At 41.9% G+C, this 26,502-nt stretch carries 27 protein-coding genes; 15 read left to right on the top strand and 12 right to left on the bottom strand.

What is annotated here, in order from left to right; genetic code table 11:
* The first annotated feature begins 43 nt into the window (after window positions 1-43).
* Window positions 44-799 (top strand): FKBP-type peptidyl-prolyl cis-trans isomerase, encoded by a 756-nt coding sequence (gene fkpA / locus L3Q70_RS15820; RefSeq protein WP_062568374.1) that lies wholly within the window; start codon window positions 44-46, stop codon window positions 797-799.
* Window positions 800-853: 54 nt separating this feature from the next.
* Here the strand turns inward: fkpA and L3Q70_RS15815 are convergent, their stop codons facing one another.
* Window positions 854-1,900 (bottom strand): LD-carboxypeptidase, encoded by a 1,047-nt coding sequence (locus L3Q70_RS15815; protein ID WP_193987974.1) that lies wholly within the window; start codon window positions 1,898-1,900, stop codon window positions 854-856.
* Between the two features lie 146 nt (window positions 1,901-2,046).
* Window positions 2,047-2,517: an Rsd/AlgQ family anti-sigma factor gene (locus tag L3Q70_RS15810; protein ID WP_062568372.1), complete on the bottom strand. Its 471-nt coding sequence runs from the start codon at window positions 2,515-2,517 to the stop codon at window positions 2,047-2,049.
* Between the two features lie 607 nt (window positions 2,518-3,124).
* Here L3Q70_RS15810 and hemE point away from each other — a divergent pair.
* On the top strand, window positions 3,125-4,189 hold the full coding sequence (hemE, locus tag L3Q70_RS15805) for a uroporphyrinogen decarboxylase (RefSeq protein WP_062568371.1): 1,065 nt from the start codon (window positions 3,125-3,127) through the stop codon (window positions 4,187-4,189).
* Window positions 4,190-4,235: 46 nt separating this feature from the next.
* On the opposite strand, the gene sthA is transcribed toward hemE, so the two are convergent.
* Both sthA and L3Q70_RS15795 read right to left on the bottom strand, forming a co-directional pair.
* Window positions 4,236-5,666 carry a Si-specific NAD(P)(+) transhydrogenase gene (sthA, locus tag L3Q70_RS15800; RefSeq protein WP_062568370.1) on the bottom strand — a complete coding sequence of 477 codons (1,431 nt, stop codon included), beginning with the start codon at window positions 5,664-5,666 and terminating at the stop codon, window positions 4,236-4,238.
* 13 nt (window positions 5,667-5,679) lie between these two features.
* Window positions 5,680-6,813, bottom strand: a complete 1,134-nt coding sequence (locus L3Q70_RS15795; protein ID WP_062568369.1) for a fatty acid desaturase — start codon at window positions 6,811-6,813, stop codon at window positions 5,680-5,682.
* A gap of 116 nt (window positions 6,814-6,929) precedes the next feature.
* On the opposite strand from L3Q70_RS15795, the gene fabR reads away from it, so the two are divergent.
* The 7 genes from fabR to L3Q70_RS15760 all read left to right on the top strand — a co-directional run bounded on the left by fabR (window position 6,930) and on the right by L3Q70_RS15760 (window position 14,381).
* The gene (fabR, locus tag L3Q70_RS15790) at window positions 6,930-7,556 is read left to right on the top strand and encodes an HTH-type transcriptional repressor FabR (RefSeq protein ID WP_062568368.1); all 627 of its coding nucleotides are present in this window, start codon (window positions 6,930-6,932) and stop codon (window positions 7,554-7,556) included.
* Between the two features lie 362 nt (window positions 7,557-7,918).
* Window positions 7,919-9,466: a 2-isopropylmalate synthase gene (gene leuA, locus L3Q70_RS15785; RefSeq protein ID WP_237114575.1), complete on the top strand. Its 1,548-nt coding sequence runs from the start codon at window positions 7,919-7,921 to the stop codon at window positions 9,464-9,466.
* The gene (leuB, locus tag L3Q70_RS15780; protein ID WP_062568366.1) at window positions 9,463-10,539 is read left to right on the top strand and encodes a 3-isopropylmalate dehydrogenase; all 1,077 of its coding nucleotides are present in this window, start codon (window positions 9,463-9,465) and stop codon (window positions 10,537-10,539) included. Before leuA ends, leuB begins: the two co-directional genes overlap by 4 nt.
* A gap of 58 nt (window positions 10,540-10,597) precedes the next feature.
* Window positions 10,598-11,998, top strand: coding sequence for a 3-isopropylmalate dehydratase large subunit (leuC, locus tag L3Q70_RS15775; protein WP_237114574.1), 1,401 nt, complete (start codon window positions 10,598-10,600; stop codon window positions 11,996-11,998).
* Window positions 11,998-12,597, top strand: a complete 600-nt coding sequence (leuD, locus tag L3Q70_RS15770) for a 3-isopropylmalate dehydratase small subunit (protein WP_237114573.1) — start codon at window positions 11,998-12,000, stop codon at window positions 12,595-12,597. Before leuC ends, leuD begins: the two co-directional genes overlap by 1 nt.
* 300 nt (window positions 12,598-12,897) lie before the next feature.
* The gene (locus L3Q70_RS15765; RefSeq protein ID WP_346657786.1) at window positions 12,898-13,695 is read left to right on the top strand and encodes a hypothetical protein; all 798 of its coding nucleotides are present in this window, start codon (window positions 12,898-12,900) and stop codon (window positions 13,693-13,695) included.
* A gap of 92 nt (window positions 13,696-13,787) precedes the next feature.
* Window positions 13,788-14,381 (top strand): hypothetical protein, encoded by a 594-nt coding sequence (locus tag L3Q70_RS15760; protein WP_237114571.1) that lies wholly within the window; start codon window positions 13,788-13,790, stop codon window positions 14,379-14,381.
* Window positions 14,382-14,383: 2 nt separating this feature from the next.
* Here the strand turns inward: L3Q70_RS15760 and L3Q70_RS15755 are convergent, their stop codons facing one another.
* Window positions 14,384-14,749: a hypothetical protein gene (locus L3Q70_RS15755; protein WP_062568361.1), complete on the bottom strand. Its 366-nt coding sequence runs from the start codon at window positions 14,747-14,749 to the stop codon at window positions 14,384-14,386.
* A 135-nt stretch (window positions 14,750-14,884) separates the two neighbouring features.
* Here L3Q70_RS15755 and L3Q70_RS15750 point away from each other — a divergent pair, with 135 nt between their 5' ends.
* Window positions 14,885-15,331 carry a TerB family tellurite resistance protein gene (locus tag L3Q70_RS15750; RefSeq protein ID WP_237114570.1) on the top strand — a complete coding sequence of 149 codons (447 nt, stop codon included), beginning with the start codon at window positions 14,885-14,887 and terminating at the stop codon, window positions 15,329-15,331.
* A gap of 26 nt (window positions 15,332-15,357) precedes the next feature.
* Here L3Q70_RS15750 and L3Q70_RS15745 read toward each other — a convergent pair whose 3' ends face one another.
* Window positions 15,358-15,927: an NAD(P)H-dependent oxidoreductase gene (locus L3Q70_RS15745; protein WP_062568359.1), complete on the bottom strand. Its 570-nt coding sequence runs from the start codon at window positions 15,925-15,927 to the stop codon at window positions 15,358-15,360.
* Between the two features lie 117 nt (window positions 15,928-16,044).
* Between L3Q70_RS15745 and L3Q70_RS15740 the strand changes: the two genes are divergently transcribed.
* Window positions 16,045-16,938 (top strand): LysR family transcriptional regulator, encoded by an 894-nt coding sequence (locus L3Q70_RS15740; RefSeq protein ID WP_237114569.1) that lies wholly within the window; start codon window positions 16,045-16,047, stop codon window positions 16,936-16,938.
* On the opposite strand, the gene norR is transcribed toward L3Q70_RS15740, so the two are convergent.
* On the bottom strand, window positions 16,935-18,500 hold the full coding sequence (gene norR, locus L3Q70_RS15735) for a nitric oxide reductase transcriptional regulator NorR (RefSeq protein ID WP_193987965.1): 1,566 nt from the start codon (window positions 18,498-18,500) through the stop codon (window positions 16,935-16,937). The genes L3Q70_RS15740 and norR overlap by 4 nt on opposite strands.
* A 157-nt stretch (window positions 18,501-18,657) precedes the next feature.
* On the opposite strand from norR, the gene L3Q70_RS15730 reads away from it, so the two are divergent.
* Both L3Q70_RS15730 and hmpA read left to right on the top strand, forming a co-directional pair.
* Window positions 18,658-19,890, top strand: a complete 1,233-nt coding sequence (locus L3Q70_RS15730) for an NnrS family protein (RefSeq protein WP_062568356.1) — start codon at window positions 18,658-18,660, stop codon at window positions 19,888-19,890.
* A 28-nt stretch (window positions 19,891-19,918) separates the two neighbouring features.
* Window positions 19,919-21,082 carry an NO-inducible flavohemoprotein gene (gene hmpA / locus L3Q70_RS15725; protein ID WP_237114568.1) on the top strand — a complete coding sequence of 388 codons (1,164 nt, stop codon included), beginning with the start codon at window positions 19,919-19,921 and terminating at the stop codon, window positions 21,080-21,082.
* A gap of 33 nt (window positions 21,083-21,115) precedes the next feature.
* On the opposite strand, the gene L3Q70_RS15720 is transcribed toward hmpA, so the two are convergent.
* The 4 genes from L3Q70_RS15720 to L3Q70_RS15705 all read right to left on the bottom strand — a co-directional run bounded on the left by L3Q70_RS15720 (window position 21,116) and on the right by L3Q70_RS15705 (window position 24,729).
* Window positions 21,116-21,490, bottom strand: coding sequence for a hypothetical protein (locus tag L3Q70_RS15720; RefSeq protein ID WP_062568354.1), 375 nt, complete (start codon window positions 21,488-21,490; stop codon window positions 21,116-21,118).
* Complete coding sequence (locus tag L3Q70_RS15715) at window positions 21,483-23,108, bottom strand: S41 family peptidase (RefSeq protein WP_237114567.1); 1,626 nt, start codon at window positions 23,106-23,108, stop codon at window positions 21,483-21,485. Before L3Q70_RS15715 ends, L3Q70_RS15720 begins: the two co-directional genes overlap by 8 nt.
* A 112-nt stretch (window positions 23,109-23,220) precedes the next feature.
* The gene (locus tag L3Q70_RS15710) at window positions 23,221-23,853 is read right to left on the bottom strand and encodes an endonuclease (protein WP_157066176.1); all 633 of its coding nucleotides are present in this window, start codon (window positions 23,851-23,853) and stop codon (window positions 23,221-23,223) included.
* A 156-nt stretch (window positions 23,854-24,009) separates the two neighbouring features.
* Window positions 24,010-24,729 (bottom strand): hypothetical protein, encoded by a 720-nt coding sequence (locus tag L3Q70_RS15705; protein WP_062568351.1) that lies wholly within the window; start codon window positions 24,727-24,729, stop codon window positions 24,010-24,012.
* Between the two features lie 157 nt (window positions 24,730-24,886).
* Here L3Q70_RS15705 and L3Q70_RS15700 point away from each other — a divergent pair, with 157 nt between their 5' ends.
* A complete protein-coding gene (locus L3Q70_RS15700) occupies window positions 24,887-25,267 on the top strand; it encodes a hypothetical protein (protein ID WP_062568350.1) in 381 nt (126 codons plus the stop codon).
* A gap of 5 nt (window positions 25,268-25,272) precedes the next feature.
* On the opposite strand, the gene L3Q70_RS15695 is transcribed toward L3Q70_RS15700, so the two are convergent.
* Window positions 25,273-25,713 carry a hotdog fold thioesterase gene (locus tag L3Q70_RS15695; protein WP_193987961.1) on the bottom strand — a complete coding sequence of 147 codons (441 nt, stop codon included), beginning with the start codon at window positions 25,711-25,713 and terminating at the stop codon, window positions 25,273-25,275.
* A 161-nt stretch (window positions 25,714-25,874) separates the two neighbouring features.
* On the opposite strand from L3Q70_RS15695, the gene lexA reads away from it, so the two are divergent.
* Window positions 25,875-26,492 (top strand): transcriptional repressor LexA, encoded by a 618-nt coding sequence (gene lexA, locus L3Q70_RS15690; protein ID WP_193987960.1) that lies wholly within the window; start codon window positions 25,875-25,877, stop codon window positions 26,490-26,492.
* Window positions 26,493-26,502: the final 10 nt, after the last annotated feature.

The following is a 26,502-nucleotide window of genomic DNA, read 5'->3' as shown; positions in this document are numbered from 1 at the left end:
TAATACAATAATTGACAACTGCAAAGTGTGTCGGAGATATAAAATGAGAAAGACGATTAAATTGTCATTGATTGCAGCGTCAGTTTTAGCGCTAACAGCTTGTAATCAAGAAGCAAAAAAAGAACAGCAAGCTGAAGTTAAACTAGAGACTGAAGCACAACAACAAGCCTACGGTATCGGTGCATCTGTTGGTAACTTCTTAAACCAAGATTTAGCTGATAAAAAAGAGCTAGGTATTGAGTTAGACGAAGCGCTATTAAAGCGTGGCTTTGAAGATGCCCTTGCTGGTAACGCTAAACTAGACGATGAAAAAATTCGTGAAGTGTTAACTGCACTTGATCAAAGCATGCGTACTAAGCAAGAAGAAAAAGCAAAAGTAGAAGCTGAAAAAAGCAAAGCTGAAGGTGAAAAGTTCTTAGCTGAAAACGCGAAGAAAGAAGGTGTTACTGTTACTGAGTCTGGCTTACAGTACGAAGTGATCACTGAAGGTGAAGGCGAAAAACCAGTAGCAACTGACGTTGTAAAAGTACATTACAAAGGTACTTTACTTGATGGCACTGAGTTTGATAGCTCATACTCACGTAACGAACCTACAACTTTCCCACTTAATCGTGTGATCCCAGGTTGGACTGAAGGTTTACAATTAATGCCAGTTGGCTCTAAATACAAGTTCACAATCCCATCTGAACTTGCATACGGCGAGCGTGATCTTGGTAAGATCCCTGCTAATTCAACATTGGTTTTTGAAGTAGAATTACTTGAAATCCAAGACGAAGAAAAAGCAGCTGCTGCAGAGTAATTTATTACTCAGAAGAAAAGGGCCTCATGGCCCTTTTTTTTGTACTTCACTCATCTAGCTAAATACAGTTTCCCTCATTTTTAGCGTACCCTTGTTAGCATCAAGTTCAATTAACGCACCCACAGGTAAAATAAATTGGCGTTTAATATGGCCTATCATTGCACCGCGATAAGCGGGAATGCCTAATGGTTTAATATAATCTGCAAAAATATCATCAAGTGTTAACGAGCCATAACCACGACTTGGCTTGCACTCATTACAATCACCAAATACAAAACCCGCAATCTTATCAAGTGCACCCATGAGCTTTAATGTGCTCATCATACGGTCAATTCGATACGGTGCTTCATCAATATCTTCTAAAAACAAAATGGCCCCGTTAAAGTCGGGAAGGTAATCAGAACCGGCCAAAGCGGTGAGTACTGTCAAGTTTCCACCGATTAAGCGACCCGTCGCCTTACCAGGTGTGATAGTTTGAGTCAGGTACTTGGTATTTACCAGCTCATCGTCTGCTTTGGGTAAATTTTGATAATGCATGTGCTTTCGTGCTTCGAACAGGCTTTTAAATTGCTCTACATGAAATGGATTCCATTCACTAGATGCGTTCGGACCATGAAAACTAATCATGCCAGTTTTGGCAAGCAGTGCGTTATGTAAAGCGGTGATATCTGAGTAGCCCATGAGCGGCTTAGGGTTGTTGCGGATCATGGTGTAGTCGAGCAAAGGTAAAATACGGGCTGCACCTGAACCACCACGCAAACAAAAAATAGCACTGACATCCGTATCGCTAAACAAGTTATTTAGATCGTTGGCTCGCATGGCATCTGTTCCAGCTAAATGCCCTCGTCTTGCCAGAATATTAGGCGCCAGCCTTGCTTTATAACCCAGTGCTTCAATCACCCCTTTTGCTAGTATGATGTCAGCATGTTCGGCGGTTGCCGCAGCAGGACTACAGACACCGATAGTGCCTCCCTTTGTAAGTGCTTTTGGCTTAATTAAAGTGTGGCCACTGCTATTCTGTGCGGCCATTAAGGGAGTTGATGTTAGGCTTGCACCTGCTGCAAGGATTGAAAGTGACTTTAAAAATGACCGTTTATGCATGGCGAACCTCATGTTTTTATAGTATGAGTATCGCATCTAAATATTTATTTCAAATATTTTTGTTTGGATGGAATAATTGATTCTTTAAAGGAAGGCAAAAAGAGGCATTCAGCAGAGAATTTACTCTCTGCTGCTGTGAAGTTGCACTAGCTAGTATGATTTGAATATAAGTTATCGATTAACTCATCTTCTAATTCAAAGCGTAGCTCAAGTGCTTCGCCTAGGGCAGATAAGTCTTTATCAAACTCATCCAGTAAATCATCTTTATCTACTTCAGCATATTTATCGTTAAAGTCGAGTGCGATGTCAGTTGTTTCTGAAATACGTGGATAAAGCGCACTGGCAAGCTTTTGGCTTTCTGGGCCTTTCTCTTCACATGCTTTTGCAATGTCATCGTAAATTTCAAAATGACCAGCAGATAAGTAGTCCATTAAAATTTGACAAAAATTTTGGATTTGTAGTTGATCTGGAAGGGCGTGATCTTTCTTTTCATACGGTGAAAAGCCCGCTATACGACAGAATAGCACAAGTAATTCTTGGCGCTCTGTGAGCCACTTATCGATAACAGAGTGGCTTCCACCCCATTTTTGTTGAGCTTTTTCCAAACGCGTCAGCATATTTCATCTCCTCGCTGAGTTGGTTTCCTTTTTATATAAAAAGGAAATATGACACAAAGATCAACTAATTCTTCGTGCTTAGTTACAACAAACTGTTAAAAGCCAACCTAGAAACACAAGACAGCATATTGTTATATGAAAATGCGTGTCGTAATAGGTTAGGTCAATTTTGCTTTAACAGCAGTGTATGGGAAATAATTAAAAACTACTAGTGTTAATTTTTAACGTTGAAAATACTGAGGTGATTGTATAAATCAATGATTCAGAAAAGAAAAAACCACCAAAATTGGTGGTTTAATTCTTTTTCTAGACTTGTTAAAACAAGCTTTCTTATTGTTATGGGAAGATTTTTGTTCTTATTGTTATAAGATTTTTATTATTGTTTTTGTTAACGCGGGATAAGTTATACCAAGCTTTTTTCTTTGTTGCAAATTTATTAATGAAAAGTTTTAAAAATATTTTTTTTCGTATAAAGCCTGTTCTGTTTGATGGAGTAAGTTTAAAAATCGTGATCTATATCTAGGCTTGGTTATCTATCCATAGTGGGTCGCGTAATATGGTGATACAATCACCAGCAAAATTTCATTCAGTTCTAGGACCTATACGCATGAGCGAATTAAAAAACGACCGTTATTTACGTGCACTACAAAAACAACCTGTTGATGTCACTCCGGTATGGATGATGCGCCAAGCTGGCCGTTATTTACCTGAGTACCGTGCTACACGTGCCCAAGCAGGCGACTTTATGAGTTTATGTAAAAACGCTGAACTTGCTTGTGAAGTAACGTTACAGCCTTTACGTCGTTATCCGCTTGATGCTGCAATTCTATTTAGTGATATTTTAACTATTCCAGATGCAATGGGCTTAGGTCTTTATTTTGAAACGGGTGAAGGTCCTAAATTTGAACGTCCGATTTCTTCTTTAGCTGATGTTAAAAAAATCCCAAATATCGATCCAACTGATGAGCTTGGTTATGTGATGAATGCGGTAAGCACGATTCGTCGCGAACTAAAAGGTGAAGTACCACTGATTGGTTTCTCTGGGTCACCTTGGACACTTGCCACATACATGGTTGAAGGTGGTAGCAGTAAAACATTCGGTAAAATCAAGAAAATGGCGTTTGCTGAGCCGCAAACACTGCACTTATTACTTGATAAATTAGCTGACTCAGTCATTGACTATTTAAACGCGCAAGTAAAAGCGGGTGCGCAATCGTTAATGGTATTTGACTCATGGGGTGGAGTATTAAGCCCACGTGATTACAATGAGTTTTCATTACAATACATGCATAAGATTGTTGATGGCTTAATTCGCGAGCATGATGGCCGTAAAGTGCCAGTGACGTTATTTACTAAAAATGGCGGTCAGTGGATTGAAGCAATCGCAGCAACGGGCTGTGATGCAGTAGGTCTAGATTGGACAATTAATATTGGTGATGCTAAGCGTCGTGTTGGTGATAATGTAGCACTACAAGGTAACATGGACCCTGCCATGCTACATGGTACGCCTGAGCGTATTCGTCAAGAAGTCGCGACTATTCTAGAAGACTTTGGTACAGGCTCTGGTCATGTGTTCAACTTAGGTCACGGTATTACACCAGATGTTGACCCTGAAAATGCGGGTGTGTTTATTAACGCAGTGCATGAGTTCAGCGCTAAGTATCACAAATAAGCTAAAAGCGAATGACAAAAAAAGCCCGCATTAAGCGGGCTTTTTGTTACTTAAACAAACGATTTAAACCATTTAATGCCGCGACTCGGTAGGCTTCTGCCATGGTTGGGTAGTTAAACGTGGTATTCACAAAGTAATCAATGTTATTGCCGCCGTTCTTTTGTTCCATAATCGCTTGGCCGATATGAACGATTTCAGAGGCACGCTCGCCAAAGCAATGCACGCCGAGCACTTCCTTGGTATCAACATGGAATAAAATCTTTAAACTACCTACTTCAGTGCCTGCTATTTGTGCACGCGCTAAATGTTTAAATTGGGCACGACCCACTTCGTATGGAATTTTAGCTGCGGTGAGCTCTTGTTCGGTTTTACCCACTGAGCTCATTTCAGGAATAGTATAAATCCCTGCGGGTATATCAATAATCAATTTTTCTTCGCAGTTACCACAGGCAATAGCATCAGCGGCGATTCGGCCTTGATCAAATGCCGCACTAGCAAGGCTTGGATAGCCAATAACATCACCAACAGCATAAATGTTATCGACTTCTGTTTGGTAAGTTTCATTCACTTTTAGCTGGCCACGACCATCTGCTTTTAGGCCAATAGCATCAAGGTTTAATGTATCGGTGTTACCCGTTCGACCATTGGCAAATAAAATACAGTCTGCTTTAACTCGCTTGCCTGATTTTAAGTGCATCACAACACAATCATCGCGAGTTTCTACTCTATCAAATTCTTCGTTATGACGAATAACGATACCGCTGTTCCAAAAGTGATAGCTTAGTGCATCGGAAATTTCTGCATCCATAAAGGCGAGTAAGCGATCGCGGGTATTCACTAGGTCAACTTTTGCGCCTAAACCTTTAAAAATAGAGGCGTATTCACAGCCAATCACACCTGCACCATAAATTAGTACACGGTGTGGGTCATGTTCAAGGCCTAAAATCGTGTCACTGTCGTAAATACGTGCATGATTAAAGTCAACGCCAGGTGGACGATATGGGCGAGAGCCTGTAGCAATGACAATTGTTTGCGCGGTAAGTGTTTCGTGCGAACCATCAAGGTGTGTAATCTTTACTGTGTGCTTGTCAACAAACTCAGCATCACCTTGATACATATGAATGCGGTTACGGTCATAAAAGCTACTACGTAAACTTGACTGCTTAGATATGACATTACTAGCGTGACGCAAAATATCAGGAAAAGTGAGGCGGTTCGGACGTTCACTGATATTAAACAAAGGATTGGCTTTATATTCTATATAACGGCTTACTGAGTGACGTAAGGCTTTTGATGGAATAGTGCCCCAGTGAACACAACCTCCGCCTACTGCTTCTTGGCGCTCAATAACTGCGACTTTTTTGTTACTCTTTGAAAGGTTCATGGCGGTACCTTCACCGCCAGGACCTGTCCCTATGATAATCGCATCATATTGATAAGATGGAGTATCTTTTTGCTTTACTTGTTGTTTGGCCACAGCCGCTCCTATATTAACTAAAAGAGGCTTTTAATAACCTCGCATTTAGTGCAAGCCAAGCCTGCTTTTGGTTTTCCCAAGCGGCTTCAAGCTCATGATATTGTGTCATTAATGCTGATTTTTCGCATTGTTTCATCATGTTATTCTTTTTGATTTCTAACACGCGTTTTTGCAGGGCACAGAAGTGTTGCAGCTTTTTCAGCAGTAAATCGTACTCAGATTGTAATAATGTAAGCTTATCTTGCGCTAAAGGCAATTTTGCAAGACGGCCTTGGGTTTTATTCATCAAGGTTTCTGCTTTGGCTTTTTCAATGCGCTCAACCGGTGTACGTTTTAATTTTGATGCAAGACCGACAGATGCGAGCGTGCGGATCATCCACTTGGTTGGGTCATAGTGATACCATTTAATACCATTGCGATAGTCACTGGCAAAAATATGGTGGAAATTATGATAGCCTTCACCATAAGTGAATAACGCTAAAAAGCCATTATCGCGTGCGGTATTTTTTTCGGTGTATGGGCGAGACCCCCATATATGGGCAACTGAATTGATAAAAAAGGTAAAATGCTGGCTTAATACTAAACGTAACAACCCTGCAAGTAGTAACATCCCCCACACATCACCGACCATTAATCCAAGCAAAAGAGGAATTCCAATATTGGTCGCTAACACTAATTTCATGTAGTGGCGGTGTTGCCACATAACGACTTTATTTTTCTGTAAGTCACGGCAATTACTATAATTTCCGTATTCCTCTCCTTGATAGTCTCGCAGCATCCAACCTATATGGCTGTACCAAAAGCCATTTGTTGCGGCATAAGGGTCTTTGATTGGATCATCAACTTGACCATGGTGAATACGGTGGTCGCTACTCCAATGAAGCGCACTATTTTGTAGCGCAAATGCACCACCCAAGGCGAATATAAATTCAATTACAGGGTGTGCATCATAGGCTTTGTGTGCCCATAAGCGGTGGTAACCTGCGGTGATAGATAATCCTGCGTAGAACATGCAAGCAACAAAAGCTATCCATTGCACAGTGGTGTATCCGTAACTAAATCCATACCAAGGAACAAGTGTAATGGCGGCCAAAAATGTCAGGCTAAAAAATAACACATTGGTCCAAATAATCGGTGGTTTTTTCATCATAATAAATCTCGGCGTACAGTTGTACGCTAAAATAGTGTTTCAAACTCTTCGCGTCAAGTATTAGACTGTCTCATTAACTTAAAAATCATTAAAAGTTCACCTTGGGAGTTTTCATGTCGGGTGTTAGAGCGCAACAGAAACAAAAAACACGACAAGCATTAATCGAAGCTGCATTTAATCAATTGAGTGCCGATCACAGCTTTTCTAATTTAAGTTTACGTGAAGTTGCTCGTGAAGCAGGGATTGCGCCAACCTCTTTTTATCGCCATTTTAAAGATATGAATGAACTTGGCTTGACCATGGTTGATGAAGCGGGGTTAACGCTTCGCCAGTTAATGCGCCAAGCCCGTCGGCGTATCGAAAGTGGTGGCAGTGTCATTACTACATCGATTGTTACTTTCATGGAATTTATTGATAACTCAAGTAACCAGTTCAGGTTGTTATTGCGTGAACGTTCGGGTACTTCAAAAGCGTTTCGTGCCGCGGTTGCTCGCGAGATAAAACATTTCATCTTGGAGCTTGCACATTACCTTGAAAGTGAAACGCCATGCGATGCCACCCATGCCTATATACAAGCGGAAGCGATGGTCACTTTAGTATTTAACGCAGGGGCAGAAGCGCTTGATATTGAAGGGCAGCAACGTGAAGAGTTGGTAGAACGTGTTATTTGGCAATTACGTTATATAGCCCGTGGTGCATTATTGTATGTTAGGGATAACGGTGGAAATGAAAAAAGTTAATCTAAGCAGGCCGTAAGCGTTACGTACTTTTTCTAACGACAACTAACCATTAAATTGTCATTTTTATCCTTTTTTTATTTGTTTTGTGAATTTTTATTTCTATATTTATGCCTTTGCATTGTGCTTAGTGAAAAAAATATGCTTGCAAGAGTGTGTGCTGGGTGTTAAAAATACAGCTCACTGAACACACATTTAGAAAATTAACATGCAAATGACACGTTTAATTACATTAACACTGAACCTCTTACTGCTTAAGCAAGTAGGTGGGGCTTAGTGTATTTGCATTTGTAAATATTATAAAACCCCGCAAACGCGGGGTTTTTTTTATCTCGCTAATGGGTCATTGGGAACGAGGACAGTTTATGAAAGATAAAGTTTGGATTTTTGATACAACGTTACGTGATGGTGAGCAAGCATTAAAAGCCAGCCTAACCGAAGACGACAAAATTCAGCTTGCGCATACCATTAGCCGCTTAAATGTGGATGTAATGGAAGTCGGTTTTCCGGTATCTAGTCCGGCAGACTTTCGCTCAGTACAGCGTATTGCAACTGAGGTGACAGGGCCGATTATTTGTGGCTTAGCACGTGCTGTAGCAAAAGATATTGAAGCTTGTGGTGAGGCACTTCGCCCTGCTGAGCAAGGCCGTATTCACACCTTTATAGCAACCAGTCCATTACACCTTGAACACAAATTACGAATGAGCTTAGACGATGCAACAGCGATGGCTGTTAAGTCGATTAAACTTGCGCGTAACTACACGGATGACGTCGAGTTTTCATGTGAAGATGCTGGTCGAACACCGCATTGGGATTTATGTCGCATCGTTGAAAGTGCCATTGATGCGGGTGCATCAACTATCAACTTACCTGACACCGTAGGTTATGTAACGCCAGACGAATACGCTGCGATGATCCACCACTTAATGAACAATGTGCCAAACATCGACAAGGCGCGTTTAAGTGTGCATTGCCACAACGATTTAGGTTTAGCGGTTGCGAACTCAATCGCTGCGGTGCAAGCCGGTGCTCGCCAAATCGAATGTACTATTAATGGTATTGGTGAGCGTGCAGGTAACTGCTCGCTTGAAGAAGTGGCGATGATCATGAAAATGCGTGAAGACCACTTAAAAGTTCACACTGACATTCGCAGTGAAGAAATTTACCGCGCTTCGCGCCAAGTCGCGAAGATTTGTAATATGCCAGTGCAACCAAACAAAGCCATTGTTGGTGAAAATGCCTTTGCACACAGCTCAGGTATTCACCAAGACGGCGTATTAAAAGCGCAAAATACTTACGAGATTATGTCGCCAGAAAGTGTCGGCGTACCCAATAACCAATTAAACATGACCTCGCGTTCCGGTCGTCATGTTATTGAGCATCGTTTAGAGGAGTTAGGCTATCAAAAATCGGATTACGATATGGATAGCTTGTACGCAAGCTTCTTAGCATTAGCAGACCAAAAAGGCACTGTCTATGACTACGACTTAGAAGCGATGATTTACTTTAATCAAATCAAAGATAAAGACGAGAAGTACCAACTTGAGTTTGTTAACTCTACGTCTAACTCGCAGTCAGTGGCGAGCTCAACAATCGGTATGACTATTGATGGCGAATCTAAGCAAGAGGCAGCGACAGGTAATGGTCCAGTTGAGGCATCATTCTTAGCAATTGAGCGCTTAACCGGTATGTCGGTTGAGATGATTGAATACAACTTAGAAGCAACAGGCCAAGGTGCCAGCTCACTAGGGCAAGTGAACATTATCGCTAAATATGATGGTCGCCCATATCACGGCGCGGGCATTGCAGCGGATGTGGTTGAAGCGTCGGTACGCGCCATGATCCGCGTTTATAACTTAATTTATCGTGCACAAAAAGTGTCTGATTTAAAACAACAGAGGAAAGCAGGATGAGTCAATCGAATTACAGTATCGCAGTATTAGCAGGCGACGGGATTGGTCCAGAAGTTATGGCTGCAGCAGAAACCGTCTTGGATGCTGTAAGCGAAAAATTTGGTTTTACTTTGACTCGTCATCACCACGCGATTGGTGGTGCTGCCATCGATGAGTTTGGTCAGGCACTGCCGCAAAGCACATTGAGCGCCTGCGAAAATGCTGATGCGATTTTATTTGGTTCGGTAGGCGGCCCTAAGTGGGAAAACTTACCACCGAACGAACAACCTGAGCGAGCGTCGCTGCTGCCACTGCGTAAGCATTTTGGTTTGTTCTGTAATTTACGCCCAGCACAATTATTACCTGCACTAAGTGCTGCATCACCGCTACGTGCAGATATCAGCGCACAAGGCTTTGATATCTTATGTGTGCGCGAGTTAACAGGCGGTATTTATTTTGGTGAAAAAGGCCGCAGTGGGGAAGGGGAGCAAGAAGCTGCTTTCGATACCCAAACATATTCACGTAAAGAAATTGAGCGTATCGCTCGTTTTGCCTTTGAAGCCGCTAAACTACGTAGCAATCATGTTACCTCGGTTGATAAAGCGAATGTGTTAGCGTCTAGTGTACTTTGGCGTGAAGTGGTCACTGAAGTGAGTAAAGACTACCCAGAAGTAAGCCTAGACTACATTTATGTTGATAACGCGGCGATGCAGTTAGTGAAACAGCCAAGCCAGTTTGATGTATTACTTTGCGATAATTTATTTGGCGACATTTTGTCTGATGAGTGCGCGATGATCACAGGTTCTATGGGCTTATTACCATCAGCGAGTTTAAATCAGTCTGGCTTTGGTTTATATGAGCCAGCGGGTGGCTCAGCACCTGATATTGCGGGTAAAGGGGTGGCAAACCCTATCGCACAAATTTTAAGTGCTGCGCTTATGCTGCGCTACTCATTAGGTCAAGATGAAGCGGCGCGTACCATTGAAAAAGCGGTAGCAGAAGCGGTTGAAGCAGGAGTTGGTACGCCAGATATCTACCCAAATGCAGGGTACACCACCAGTGATGTTGCTGCGGCAATTGTGGCACGTATTTAATTAAACATTGTTTGCGCTGAGCTCGTCACTCAGCGTAACTAAAATGAGGGAATAGCAAGTGGCCCAAACCTTATACGATAAAATCTGGCAAGCTCATGTAGTCGCCAACATTAACGATCAAACCGATTTACTTTATATCGACCGTCATCTAGTTCATGAAGTTACTTCACCGCAAGCCTTTGCTGGTTTACGTGAGAAAAACCGTAAAGTACGTTGCCCAGAAAAAACCTTTGCGACTATGGACCATAATGTTTCAACAAAAAGTCGCTCATTAGATGCCGCCAGTGAAGTGTCGAAAAATCAATTAATGGCACTGGATGCAAACTGTAAAGAGTTTGGTATTCAACTTTATGATTTAAATTCGATTAATCAAGGTATTGTGCATGTAATGGGGCCTGAGCAGGGCATTACCTTACCGGGCACAACCATAGTGTGTGGTGACAGCCATACTTCTACCCATGGTGCATTTGGCGCACTAGCGCACGGTATTGGTACGTCAGAAGTTGAGCATGTTCTAGCCACTCAAACGTTACAGCAGAAAAAAGCCAAGTCGTTAAAAATTCAAATAAATGGTCGCCTACGTCCAACCGTTACTGCAAAAGATTTAATCATGGCGGTGATCGGTAAATTAGGCACTGCGGGTGGTACTGGCTATGTTGCGGAGTTTTGTGGTGAAGCAATTGAAGCGCTGTCTATGGAAGCGCGTATGACGCTTTGTAATATGAGTATTGAAATGGGTGCAAAAGCGGGGTTAATCGCGCCAGATCAAACAACTTATGATTATTTAAAAGGTCGCCCATTTGCACCACAAGGTGCTGACTTTGATAATGCTGTTGCCTACTGGCAAACACTAAAAACGGATGAAGGCGCAGAGTTTGATCATGTTGTTGAATTGGAGGCTGCTGATATTCAACCGCAAATAACTTGGGGTACCAGCCCTGAGCAAGTGATTGGCGTCGATGAATTCATTCCAGACCCTGAGCAAGAACCAGATCTAATCAAAGCGGATGCAATCCGTAGCGCACTAAAATATATGGGCTTAAAAGCCGGTGATAAATTGTCTTCAGCAACTGTTGATACCGTGTTTATTGGCTCATGTACAAATAGCCGAATTGAAGATTTACGTGCTGCCGCGCAAATTGTAGAAGGTAAACAAGTTGCAGCGGGTGTTGAAGCACTGATTGTTCCTGGTTCTGGCCTTGTAAAAAAACAAGCCGAAGACGAAGGCCTTGCAGATATCTTCAAAGCAGCTGGCTTTGAATGGCGTGAACCAGGTTGTTCAATGTGCTTAGCAATGAATGATGATAGATTAGAAGCTGGTAAACGCTGTGCGTCGACCTCAAATCGTAACTTTGAAGGTCGCCAAGGTCGCGGTGGTCGCACTCACTTAGTGAGCCCAGCAATGGCTGCTGCCGCTGCAATTCATGGCCGTTTTGTTGATATCAGAGGAGAAGCCTAATGAGCGTATTTTTTAGTGGCTTAATGGCCCCGTTAGATAAAAACAATGTTGATACTGACCAAATTATTCCAAAGCAGTTTTTAACGTCGACCAGCCGTGATGGTTTTGATGCGGCGCTTTTTTACGATTGGCGTTATTTAGATAACGGCGAGCCAAACCCTGAGTTTATTTTGAATCGTCCTTGTTACCAAGGTGCGCAAATTCTTTTAACTCGCGACAACTTTGGTTGTGGTTCATCGCGCGAGCACGCGCCATGGGCATTAAAGCAATATGGTTTTGAAGTTATCTTAGCGGAAAGTTTTGCCGATATTTTCTTTAATAACTGCGGCAATAACCAAATGCTTGCTATCGCATTACCAGCAGAAACACTTGAGCAATTATTTGTGCTGAGTGAACAGCATGATGCTATTCATATCGAAGTTGATTTAGAAAACCAACAACTTCGTAGCGATAAGTTTGACACCATTCACTTTGATATTCGTCATGACATTAAAGAGCGTTTACTAAGTGGCTTGGACTTTATTGGTGTGACTGAAACACTTAACAGCCAAATTGATGCCTTTGAAACTAAGCTTAAAGCTGAGCGCCCTTGGCAATAAAAGGTTTTATTACATGTGGAACCTAAACGCGGCGAAAGTCGCGTTTTTATTTGTTTCTAAAAAAGAAAGTTGTTAATTTGGTTGGTAAAATAACGAAAACAACAAATAACTATGTGGCCTCTTTCTCCTAAATCTATCGGCATCTTGATGGGTGTTCTTTACGGCATCTGCATACGCATTTTTCTTGAAGTTAGCGGAACGTTTAATTTCGGTAGCCTTGTTACTATTTCGTTTATGTTTTTAGTGCCTGTTGCTATTGGGTTTATACGGGTACATTTTGAATACAATCAGCTGCTTGTGATGACATACGGAAGAATGGCAGTGATCGCTTGGCAGCCTATTTTTATCTTCTTATTTGTGAGTGTTATTACTCTTTTAGAGGGCAGCATCTGCGTTGCAATGGCACTCCCTGCATTTATGTTTTTTGCTAGTATTGGCGGTATGTTAGCAGGGCTCTGCCATCGACTTTGGGTAAAGAAAAGCAACAAAGCGGTGATGTCGGTAGCATTGCTGCCGTTAATTCTTTCTCCTTTAGAGTTCAACTTTTTACACCTATCGAAAACTTACGAAGTTAAAAATACGATTGTTATAAATGCGCCTGTTGACGTTGTGTGGCAACAATTGGCTAATGTTAGCCAAATTCACGAGGGCGAGTATCCGAGCTCATTTTCGCATTTAATTGGTATTCCTAGGCCAATTCGAGCTGATATGAGTGGGGATGGAGTCGGTGCAATAAGAACCAGTCAGTGGCAGAAAAATGTAGTATTTAAAGAAGTGATAACTGAGTGGCAGCCGAATGAGAAAATGCTTTATAAGTTTGATATAGACCCAGACTTAATTCCTGATAAGGCGCTGGATCAGCATGTGAAATTAGGTGGTGAATATTTTTCGCCGTTACATGGCGGTTATGAATTAGTTGCAAGTGGTAAGAATCAAACGCTGTTGAGCCTAAAAACGACTGTACTTGATAACACTAATTTTGGCATTTATTCACGAGTGTGGGGAGAGGTGATCTTTCAGGATTTTCACAAAGCTCTTCTGAAACTCATGAAATCGCGCGCTGAACATGACATACAACTAGCTACAAACCCATCGTAACTATTTTTAGACAAGCAGTTTATCGTGATTGTTTTCTTTATTAGCTTTAAATCGCTAGGCTAGGGTTAATATTTTTATTTTAGGAACACACCATGAAATACTTAGTGGCATCGGTGCTCATGACGGCATCATCAGTAGCGGCTGCGCGTCCTGCACCGTTAGTGTCAATTCCAAGCCATGATGGCTTTTTTGATAATATTGCAGCCCATTGTGGCAAAGCTTACGAAGGTAAAGTGAGCGTTGATAACGCGACAGGCCCCAGTTCATTTGCGGGTAAAAAGTTAGTGATGCATGTACGTCGTTGTAACGAGCGTGAGTTACAAGTGCCATTTCATGTGGGTGACGATGCATCTCGTACATGGATCATCACAAAAACGGGCAGTGGTTTGAGTTTAAAGCATGACCATCGCCATAAAGATGGCAGCGATGATAAATCAACCATGTATGGGGGCCATACCCTTGATGCGGGTTTTGCTAATGCACAGTCGTTCCCGGCTGATCAATATTCAAAACAGTTGTTTGTGAGCCAAGGTATTCCACAATCAATGGGCAATACGTGGCAAATGTATATTTACCCCAAGCAATTTACGTATCGTTTAGTGCGAGAAGGGCGTGAGTTTCGCGTTGATTTTGATTTAACAAAGCCAATTACACCACCAAGTGCTCCGTGGGGGTATGAAGACTAGCGCTATTTAGCGTCATCCTCGCATTGTAAAACAACCGTTAAAGGTGGTTGGTAGGGGCGTGGTTTAGTGGGAAAGCGTTCATACTCCTGTACACCATCAGTCACTCTTAACATAAACGGTTTGTCTCTACATAAACGGCTGGCATGGCGCAGCAAAAATACGCTTTGATTGCGAAAGTGCTTGTAGTCATCAGACTGAATTTCGAGGTGGTAGCGGCCATCGGCTAATTTAGTTTGGTAGTAGTGGACTTCTTCATCAAAGTCGAAAAGTTTTTCTGTTTCGGTTTCTTCAGCGTATGCAGGGGAAAAGCCAGCGGTAAGTAAAAGGGCGCTGATTGATAATGCGAATATCGAACGGGGTTTGTTCATAAACACCTAACTCCATGTGATTGATGCAATAATTCTAGCGCGTGTTGTTGAACCATGAATTAGCTTCGACAGTCAAACTAGGGTAACGTTAGTTTATATCTTATACCTAGTCTAACACTCAAAAGGTAAAATGTGATGCTCAATAAAATAAAACAGCTATTTTCAGCGATGGACGATACTCAATCTAATATTATTGAGCATGACCTAAAAACAGCGGTTGCCGCTTTATTAATCGAGGTTATGCGCGCCGACAGTGAATTACAAGATGATGAGCAACAAACACTGAATGACACCTTAAAGAAATATTTTTCTTTAACAGACGATGAGGTTCAGGAGCTCATTGATAGCGCCTCTAAAAATTTAGATGAAGCGATTGATTATTTTCAGTTTTCTAAACAAATAAATGCACAGTGTAGTGCTGAGCAGCGTATTGATATTATCGAGCTGTTATGGCGTTTAGCCTATGCTGATGGTGAATTAGATAAACATGAAGAGGTTGTGATTCGCCGTGTCGCTAGCCTCTTATATGTGACTCATGAAGATTTTATCGCTGCGAAACTGGCAGCGACAAAACTCAGCTAAGGGCTATTAAATTAAATCAGGCTTACTTACTTATTTAATTTACTTGCCACACTAACAAGTTGTTGAGCTAGGCTGGCAACTTGTTCCGCTGTATCAGCATCATTAATGCGGCCCTGTTCATCTAATTTAGTGTGGATAGCAGACACAGCTAATTGATCTGCAAGTATTAAGCTGCCAATACCTGATAAAATATCACGCACGTGGTTTAAACCACGTAAGCCGCCTAAACCGCCTGGTGAAGAAGCATAGAGCGCGGTTACTTTATTACGAAATGCTGGTACCGCGCCTTGCTCAGTGCGAGATGCCCAATCGATAGCGTTTTTAAGTGGTGCCGTAATTGAGCCATTATATTCGGGGCTTGCCAGCAGAATGCCGTCTGCTGCACGAAGTTTATCTTTTAATAATTGTGCCCCAGCAGGTGTGCCTTGCGCTTCAATATCTTCATCAAATAACGGTAGGTCTAAATCGCTTAACTTAATGACTTCTACTTCTGCACCACTTTCGAGGGCGAAGCGTGCTGCCTCATTAATTAGTTTTTGGTTAAAGCTGTCTTTACGTAGGCTGCCTGCGAGGGCAATAATTTTTGGCGCTGTCATGAGGGGTTCCTTTTTAAGCTTCACTGTTGTTGATATGCTCACTGTAGCAAAAAATAGCTTGCAGAAAAGCTAAATAAACGCAAAACTTATGTGCGTAAATGCACATGAGGAGCTGTTATGGCAATTCAATTTGATGATTGGCAAGATGTTAAGGTCGCTTATGAAGTAGCTAGACGAGGTACTTTAACGGCTGCCGCGGAGTCCTTGGGTGTTCATCACAGCACAGTACTAAGAAGAATCAACAATTTAGAAGATAACCTTGATGCACGGTTATTTCACCGCCATGCCCGTGGTTATACAGTGACAGAAATTGGCGCTAAGTTGTTTGCCACGGCTAAATCGATTAATGCAGAACTTGAAAAGCTCCATAACGATATCATTGCTGCTGACAGCCAGTTACGAGGCAGCTTATTATTAACCACGGTGAGTGGTTTTATTGATGTGCTCAGTGATGTTTGTGAGCAGTTCCAAAGTTTACACCCACAAGTGCAGCTTGAGGTTATTCTTGACCAAAATCGTCTACGACTCGACCATGGTCAAGCACATATTGCTGTTAGAGCGGGTCCGCGCCCTGATGAAGGCGATTATATTGCCCAGCATTTAGCGGAGTTATCGTCTGGGTTTTATGCCTCAAAAAGCTATATTGAAAAATATGGTATGCCAAAGAGTATTCAGCAGTTAGAGCAACATAGTTTTGTATCTGGAGTTGCAGGATATAATGGAAAAGTACCTTATTTTGCTTGGGTCGATGAGCACATATCACCAGCACAAATCAAACTTAGAGTATCAGAAACATCAGAAGCAACCCGCGCTATTGTTAGGGGACTTGGTATTGGTGGCTTGCAGCACGAAGTGGCACAGCAGTATCCTGATTTAGTGCCAGTATTAGCAAAAGAACTTGCTTGGCCAACAGACCTTTGGCTGGTGACACATCATTTGGTGCACCGTACTGCTAAAGTGCAAGCTTTTAGTCAGTTACTAAAAGCTTACTTTAAAAAGCTAACAAGCTAGAGTGACTTTTTAACACTGATACCTAAGCGTTTCGCGAGTCGCACTAGATTGGCTCTATCCACTTTAAGGGTGCGTGCTGTGGCTGCCCAATTTAGATTATGCCGCTCAAGTTGCTGCATAATAAGTTGGTAGTTGAATGCTTCAGTGGCCTCTTTTAGCGACAGCTCTGGTAGCGCATTCTTGTGCTCTACTGCTGTATAGCTCTCCTTATTTGATAGCTGCTCAATATTACAGTGCGCAGGCTCTATAGTAATAATATCCTGCTGCCACTGTTGTTGCTTTGCTTTTAATGCTGCGCGACTAATGACGTGTTCAAGTTCTCTGACGTTGCCAGGCCAATCGTATTGACGCAATAATACTTGGGTGTCTACACTTAGCTTTAGTTGTTTTATCGCAAGCTTACGTGCAGTTTGCTCCACGAAAAAGCCAGCAAGTAAAATAACATCGTTATCACGGGCCCTCAGCGCTGGCACATTCAGCGGGTAAACACTCAGTCTATGAAACAGATCTGCTCGAAAACGCCCCTCTGCAACTTCTTGTTTTAAATCACGGTTTGTTGCAGCAATAACCCGTACATCGACATAATGAGTCTGATCTTCACCCACAGTTTGTATTTCACCACTTTGCAATACGCGTAGTAGTTTACTTTGCATCGCAAGGGGTAACTCGCCAATCTCGTCTAAAAACAGCGTGCCGCCATCGGCGAGTTGAAACTTTCCCTGACGAGCTGTATGTGCACCCGTAAAGGCGCCTTTACTGTGGCCGAAAAACTCGCTCTCAGCTAAATTCTCTGGTAATGAAGCACAGTTGAGATGAATAAGAGGCTGCTCGCGGCGTTTTGAATTTAAGTGAATATTGCGGGCAACCAGCTCTTTACCCACGCCCGTTTCACCTTGGATCAACACACTAAATTCGGATGCTGCGACCAATTGAATGTCATTTTTTAGTGCTTGTATTGCATGGCTATTACCTATGATCTCGACTCCTTCTCTGGTAAGAGCCGCAAGGTTAAGCTGTTGTGCAAGCTGATAGTTATGCTGCGCATGATGCTGATAGTGTTGCAAGGTTAATACACTTTCAACATGTGCAGAAATGAGCTGCATTAGTTGTTTTAACTCTGCGGAGTCTAAGTCATCAAATGCATATTCATCCAAGCTGTCAAATGTAATGACAGCCAGTAAATTCGGGTTTTTTTGGTGACTGCTATACAGTGGAATACCCATGCAGGCGTGTACGGGAAAATCACCATGTTTGCGCTTAAGTAAACCATCATAAGGGTCTGGTAACCCACATTCTTTGGCAAATTTTAATGGCTGAGTTGCTTGGCATATCTCATATAAACGTGGATGTTCGTCGATTTTAAAGCGTCTGCCTAACGTGTCATGTGATAAGCCTTGTAAGGCAACCGGTTTTAACACATCTCCTTTGTTAAGAAGTAGTGCGAGCGCATCACAGGCTATCCACTCGTTTATGCAATCCAGTAAATAATTAAAGTTTGTATATTCAGGGCTTACTCTTGCCAGTGCGATTGCAATATCGAGCATAGTCTTTTTACTCGCCATGTCATATTGACCTTATTGTGTTTTTTAATGTTATTAATGGTGAGTCATTTTGACTTTTTATTCAATATCCATTTTCTTATCTTGTTGAAAATTAATGGCTTTTAATTTTGGCAAGGTGTGTGCAATAACAATGGCAATGATATCAGTGAGGGCGGTAATGAAAGTCATTAATTTAACAGAGCCAATGCCAAAAAAAGTAAAGGCTCATCAAGTCAGTGAATGGCCTATTTGGGCATTAGCGTTTAGGCCTTACTTTTTGGTTGCCGGTGTATTAGCCGTGGGCTCTATGAGTTACTGGTTACTCATGTTAAGTGGTTATGCCAACTGGCATTTAACTGTACCAGCTACGCTTTGGCATGCCCACGAAATGCTATTCGGTTTTTCAGGTGTTGTTGCTATGGGGTTTTTACTGACCGCGGCGCAAACGTGGACTGGCGTACCGAGTGTCAGTGGCAGCAAGCTTTGTCTAATGACTGGTGTGTGGTTATTAGCACGTTTGAGTTTCTTTTTACCTGCCATAATAACAGCGAATTTTAATTTATATGTAGTGGGAGTGTTTCAGCTTATATGGTGGTTAGCCGGCATCATTACCCTGAGTAATATGTTGCTCAAAGCAAGTAGTAAGCAGAATTACGTGTTTATTGTTATTGCCTCCATGCTATGTACTCTTAATATGATTTTTTTAGCATTGGTGGTTGCTGAAAAAATGCTCTTTGCGCTCAGTGTTGTGGATACCGCCGTGATTGTGATGACTTTATTGGTTGGTATTGTTGCAGGGCGTGTTGTGCCATTTTTCACTGCGCGAGGATTGAATCTTACCGAGCAAGTTCGTCTACCAAGGCTTGATAAACTGGTAGTGGTAAGCTCTTTATTTGCTATTACTTGGTTCTTTTTTAGTCAATTATTCTTTAATCAAATGAGCGTAGGTTGGGTTTTTGCTTGGCTTGCTTGTTTACATTTTTATCGCTGTGTTGCGTGGTGGCACAAGGGGATACTAAAAGTGCCTCTGTTATGGTCACTACACCTTTCATATTGGGCTTTGAGTATAGGTTTACTCTTAATTGCACTGAGCTCCTATAGTTCGTTCATTTTATTTAAAGATGCGCTGCATTTTATCACTGTAGGTACGGTTGGCTTAATGATCTTAGCTATGATGGTGCGTGTGTCTCATGGTCATACCGGCCGACCCCTAAAAGTGCCATTTATCATTACCCTAGCATTTGTATGTATTGCCGTTGCTGCGATTATACGCGCTCTGCTTATATCTGTAATAGGGCACCACTTGGCGTGGCAGCTGAGTGCAATGCTGTGGATAGCTGGTTTTTTATTGTTCTTATTTCATTGTGCGCCCATTTTAGTGAAACGTCGTGTAGATGGCCGCGTGGGTTAATTACTCCCTTTAAAATAGAGGAAATGATATGTTGTCTGAAAAAACGATCGAGATTGTTAAAAGTACAGTGCCATTGCTAGCAGAGGCAGGCCCTCAGGTTACTGAATACTTTTATGATCGTATGTTTAGTTATAATCCCGAGTTAAAAAACATTTTTAATATGAGCCATCAGCAATCAGGGCATCAGCAATTTGCGTTGTTTAATGCGTTAGCTGCCTATGCTGCGAATATTGATAACCTTGCTGTTTTGAAAGATGCCTTAGCACGTATAAATCATAAGCATACTAGTTATCACATTTTGCCTGAGCACTATCCGATTGTAGGTGGTCACTTAATTGCAACACTTAAGGAATTGCTGCCTGAGCAGTTTACTCCAGAGGTTGAATACGCATGGCGAGAAGCGTATGCACTGCTTGCAGATGTCTGTATTACAGAAGAAATGGCATTATACAACAAAACCAAGCAAGCCCAAGGAGGTTGGTTTGGTACACGTTTATTTACTATTTCACACAAGCAAATCGAGTCAGAGCATATTTGTAGTTTTACCCTGACTCCTTGTGATGGTAAAGCGGTGGTGTCGCATTTACCAGGGCAATATTTGGGTATTAAAGTTAAACCTGAAAACAGTGATAATACTCAAATTCGCCAATACTCTATTTCGCAGCAAAGTAATGGTGAAAACTACCGTATTAGCGTAAAGCAAGAAGGTTTAGTCTCCTACCATTTACATAGCTTGCGTGAAGGCGAGGTAATTGAAGTTTATCCTCCAGCAGGCGACTTTGTGCTTCGCGAAATCGACTCGCCTGTCGTATTGATTTCAGCAGGTGTTGGCCAAACACCGATGATGGCGATGCTTGAGACATTATTGAGCAAACAACATAACCAGCCAATTCATTATCTGCATGCATGCGACAGTGAGGCGCAGTTTGCCTTTAAAGAGTATTTAATAAAGCAACAGCAAGCGCACCCTGCTTTTAATTGTGTTACATGGTTTAAAGATGGCAAGGGAGGAGATTTTGCGGGCTTGATGGATGTTAATCACATCACCGATAACTTACCAATTAGCGAAGGGGACTTTTATCTGTGTGGTCCAATCGCCTTTATGGCTATGATAAAAGAGCAGCTACTAAGTTTAGGGGTTGCAAGTGAATGCATTCACTATGAGGTGTTTGGCCCTCACCAAACCCTATAACGAAAAGGGCGCAGCCTAAGCCGCGCCTGATTGTTAGTTAACTTCGCACTCTACATTAGGAAGTGGAATACGGCGCTCTTTTTTGGGGTAGTAAAGCAGGCATTGCTCGCCTGCTTTTTGCAACACAAACTTCTCAGAAGGAATTGAATGGGCGCCCATTATTGGCAAGCCATCAGGTCCTTTACCTGTACCATGATCAATTAAAAGCACGGCACTTTTAGTGAAAACATCATCAGCTAAGGTCACTAAAGCACCTCCTTTAGCTGACTGAATGGCTTGTTGTAACTCGGTAATCACGCCAGCATTGATACGAGTTAACGTCGCATCTTGAGGCTGCTCAGCTTGGCTACTTTGACACGCAGTTAAACTCATCAGCAATGATGAAATGAAGAGGTATTTTTTACTCATCGCTATCTCCTTTTGCTGGTGTGGGGCGTGTTAAGTCCATATTCTCTTTATATAGTGGTTGTTTAGGAACGAGTGGTAAGCCTGTATCCGCTAACGCATTGACTGAGATGTTGGGCTGTTTGATTTTTGCCGTTTGAGTTGAAATAGGGCAGCGGTTATTTTCGATATGGAAAAGTGCTGTAGATAATAAGCCTTCGTTTTTATCGCCCAACTGGTGGTTAAAATCGTCTGCAGCCAGACAACCTTGCACGTCAGCGTCAAATTGCGGGGTCGGAGTCGGTCTTAAGCCATCTGAATATTCACCGAATCCCTGTTCATTCACACCTGAAAATTGAATAGTAAAGTAGGTTGTTGCACAGTTATGAGTCGGATTAAACCCGTATGGTTTACCACAGGTCTTATCACCAATTAGAATAACCTCTGCGTTGATGCCTTTAAGCCCATTAATAAATGCTTCTGATGCCGAGCAAGTTCCTTCAGTGCTAAGCACATACACTTTTGATAAGTTTAAATCGGGGAGTGTGTTGTTAGTCGCTTGAAACGTTGAATAATCAATTTCAAAGTCAATAAATGGAAAGGGCGTATCATTGGGTTGTTTGTCGTTTCGAATGGTTTGATAATAGTCAAAACCTCTACTATTGGCAGGGCCTGTAACCATATAAGCAAGTTGTGCAGAAAGAGCCAATACGCCACCACCGTTGTATCTAAAGTCAATTACAAGCTCATCGATCATATCGGTTTTGAACTTATTAACAGCATTAATAAGCTCAGGTTGGGCAATGCTTATATGACTATTAAACTGCATATAACCAACTTTGGTGCCATTTTCTGTGATCAGTGTATTCACATTTTGCACAGGGGTTTGGGTAATATTACCTGCTACCACATTGATTGATTTTTCAGTACCATCATTGCTTCGTAGTTTAAGGTTATGGGTGCTACCAGCTGTGGGGTTGAACAGTACTTCATTCAAAATTTCAATGCCGGCTTCGGTGTTGTCGTTGATACTTACATTATCCGCCGATAAAATCGTATCACCGCGTTGTAAACCTGCATTGGCGGCAGGTGAGCCATCCTCTAAATAGGCGATGCGTAGTACTCGAGGTGGTGTGTTACTAAGAAACGCCCAGTTGATTCCGTAGCCCGATACAACACCAGATTGCGACTCTTTGAAAAAATCTTCAGTTGGCTGACTAAAATGAAAGTTGTCTTTGTTAGCGCCTGAGTCTGTCGTTTGAAATGTTTTTAGCTGATCGTAGTAGGCTGCAACTGAACTAAAGTTGTCAGGGTTGTTGTCTTCGATTTCATCGTACCAAAGGTATGTTTCATCACTCCATGAGCGTAACCACATTTTTTCAGTAAACTCTGAACCAGCAGTGTCGGGGTAAGGCTGATTTTCATTGAAGGGATCATTTCCTGTGCGAGGCACGGCGCATTGATCTTTAAACTCACTGGATGGCGCAAATGTACCAGCTGTCCAAACAGTGGAAGAGTTAGCGGGAGGTGGAGTTACTGTATCTGTGTCAGAGTCTAACGAACTACCCCCACCGCAAGCCGTTAAATAAAGGCTTGAAAAGATAAAAAAAGTCGCCTGTGCGAGTTTGTTACTTTTAAACATGAGATTACTTTCCTGTAAACGATTGTTGAAAAAGTATCAATAAGTATACGCGATGACAATAAAGAGCGATCTAAATAGTGTAAATAAGTGTATAAATTTTCAGCGCATCATGTCAGTCTGCAGGTTCAAGTTTTTGCCATGCTTCAAAGAGCTTCTGTTGTTTGTTTGAAATAGCGAGTCCATAGGTTTTTTGCATATAGAAGTAAGTATCTGCAATGCGCTTTCGAGCATAAACTGGCGGTTCAACAACACGCTGTTTAAAGTCAACTTTAACAGGGCACGCTCCGTACTGTTTGATGTTATTGGCTACCATACCAAAACGATAGTTAGAGCGATCAGCATTAATTTCACCGATGGCTGGTGCTAAGTTATTTATGTCAGCTTCCATTTGACGAAACTTTTTACTCACTTTTCGGCAATTTTTTCTACCACCTTCTTGCCAGCACTGCAGTTGATGACCAAACTCCCAAGCAGGCACAATATGCTCCCACTCAATCCGGTGTGCCCGTATATTTTGTTTGCCAGAACGAGTCACAGCATTTCGCGGCAGGTAGCCGCATCGCGTTGGATCAGGCACTAACTTTTTACCTTCGCGTTTTATATCACAATCACAATATAAGCTCTTAGTGTCGTTTGGTAAGGTCTTTATTAGATATTTTTTGGCACTAGAAAAGCTAGAAAATTGCTCCGCAGAGGCAGTAAAACAAACCCCAAGGCAAAATAGTAAAGAGAAAAATAAACGCATATCCATCACATGTGTGAACTACAGGGTTTGCTAGTGTAGAGTGATAGCTCTAAAAGAAAAAGAGTTTGATTGTTATCGAGATAATCAGCCTAGGCAGTTTAAACTTCGACAAGTTATAAGCAAGGCACCAAAACATTGGTGCCGATGCTGGTAGGATTACTTACTGCTAGTTGAAATTGGCTTACGGCGCTTTATACGTAGGTTTTGTAGTAATAATAAAATACCCGAAATACAAAACAGTACGCTGGTGGCTGCAAAGCTTATAAGTAAGGGGTTATTAAAGTCCTCGCGCTCGTCGTAATCCATAATATGTAACATCCAAAAAAAGTCGAAAATACGCCAAATAGTGCTGCGTACTGTAATGACCTTACCTGTAGCGCTATCTAAATACAGGGTAGTTGTCAGCCAATCATCAAAGCTGACTTGCCAAACATTCTCTTTATATGCAATTTCTCTGGGCCCTTTTGCTAAAAGCTGTACTTGAGAGGCCTTTGCACTAATGAGTAGGTGTGCTTTAGCATTTTCAATAATCTCAGACTCACTTGGCCTAGCCATTGCTTCACCCGTTATACCATCAAAGGTAAATGTACCGTTTAAAGTGGCAATTTCAATGGTGGGTTTTGTGAGTAAGTGGCTGTATTTTATATCACTAATTTGCTCAAACTGAGTTGTTATTGCATCAATTGATGCCATGTAATCATGCACTTTAAATGGATTACTAAGGCTGCGTTTAGCTAAGTGTTTGCCATGTACTTTTTCAAGTGGAATGGCGCTCATTACCAAGCCACCCAGCAGCCAAAAAAAGATTTGTATGGCGAGCAAGTAACCTAACCATTTATGCACTTTGCGGGCATACTTGAACATACGTTTATTCATAGAAAACCACTTGTTATTTTTGTATAGGCGCTATTGTAAAAGCTTAAACTAGGCTGCCAATGCGGCATAATGTCGCATTAACTGTATTCTAGATTTGGTATATAGACAAAACTGCGTTAAAGTTCCAATCGCTATTAATAGAGGGTAAAACGAAGGTATGTCGGAAATTCAATTTTTAAATGTAGACTTGGAGCTTGAATCAAAACACGATATAAGTGCACTGGTGGCTGATTTAAAGAAAAACGCCATGGTCTTACATTATGACAAAGATGAATATCGTCAACTTGCTCGTATTGAAGCAACAGCTGACATTAGCACGCCAGATAAAGCAATTAATCAATTATGCGAATTAATTGAGTCATGTTCACGCAATGCATTGAAACAGTGGCTTTCGTGTTCAAAACGAACATTTGATATTGGTTTTGAGTCAGGTGACTCGCCAAAATGTTTTAATCAAGCCCTGCACGCAGATACCTTATTACGTATTTCTGCCATTGGCGCAGGGATCGAAATTACCATTTACCCAGTTCAGAGCTAAGCTCGCTATCTTCGTTCTACCACCGCTGCGGTCATACGTGATACGCAGCACAGTTCACCTGCCGCATTACTAATTTTAATTTCCCAAACCGATGTCCTTTTCCCTAGATGAATAGGGCGTGTAATTGCTGTAAGTACGCCTTTGCGTGATGCTTTGAGATGATTGGCATTTATCTCTTGGCCGACACAATAAAACTTTTCAAAGTCAACAACAAAATTTGCCGCATAACTGGCCACAGTCTCAGCTAGCACAACATTTGCGCCTCCGTGTACCATTCCCATTGGATTATGGTGGGCTGGTATAGCGGGCATGGTGGCAACTAGATAGTCATCACCAATTTCGGTTATTTCAATGCCCATGGTTTTCATTAAAGTTCCTTCACCTGTAATGCCTTGTGCAAATTGCTGGCATTGCTCCAAAGTGACTGGCTGGTGCCAAATGCTCATGGTATTTCCTTAGCAAGCTAATTAAAGCTACTACCATATTGCATATAACTGTGCTGTTCAACGTTAGTTTTTTAGCAAAATGAGGAGGCCAATTTAAATTTGCGATTTTCAGATAACTGTATATACTCACAGTTAAATGTACTGTATGGAAAACCAGTTGTATGCGCCCATTAACGAAACGCCAATCGCAAATATTAGAACTTATTAAAGTATTTATTAAAGATACAGGCATGCCGCCAACTCGTGCCGAAATAGCTCAGACGCTGGGTTTTAAAAGTGCCAATGCCGCTGAAGAACATCTTAAAGCGCTGGCTAAAAAAGGCATGATAAAAATGAAGCCTGGAGCGAGTCGTGGTATTCAGTTAGTTGAGGAAGATGAGCCAGAACAACTAGGACTCCCTTTAATTGGTCGTGTAGCTGCCGGTGAGCCAATTTTAGCGCAGGAACATGTGGAGAGTCATTGTCAGGTTGATCCATCTTTGTTTAAACCCGCTGCAGATTTTTTACTACGTGTTAATGGCATGAGTATGAAAGATATAGGCATTATGGATGGTGATTTACTGGCAGTACACAGAACACAAGTGGCTGAAAATGGTCAAGTTGTCGTTGCGCGTGTTGATGAAGATGTGACTGTAAAACGCTTAGAAAAAGCCGGTCGAAAAGTCCTCCTACATGCAGAAAATGAAGAGTTTTCACCGATTGAGGTTGACCTCGAACACGAATCTTTCAACATTGAAGGGTTGGCAGTTGGCGTTATTCGTAATGCTGATTGGATGTAACGTTAATATA

The sequence above is a fragment of the Pseudoalteromonas sp. CF6-2 genome (assembly GCF_021729425.1).
Classification (GTDB): Bacteria; Pseudomonadota; Gammaproteobacteria; order Enterobacterales; family Alteromonadaceae; genus Pseudoalteromonas; species Pseudoalteromonas arabiensis.
This window is presented reverse-complemented; position numbering and strand designations above follow the sequence as displayed.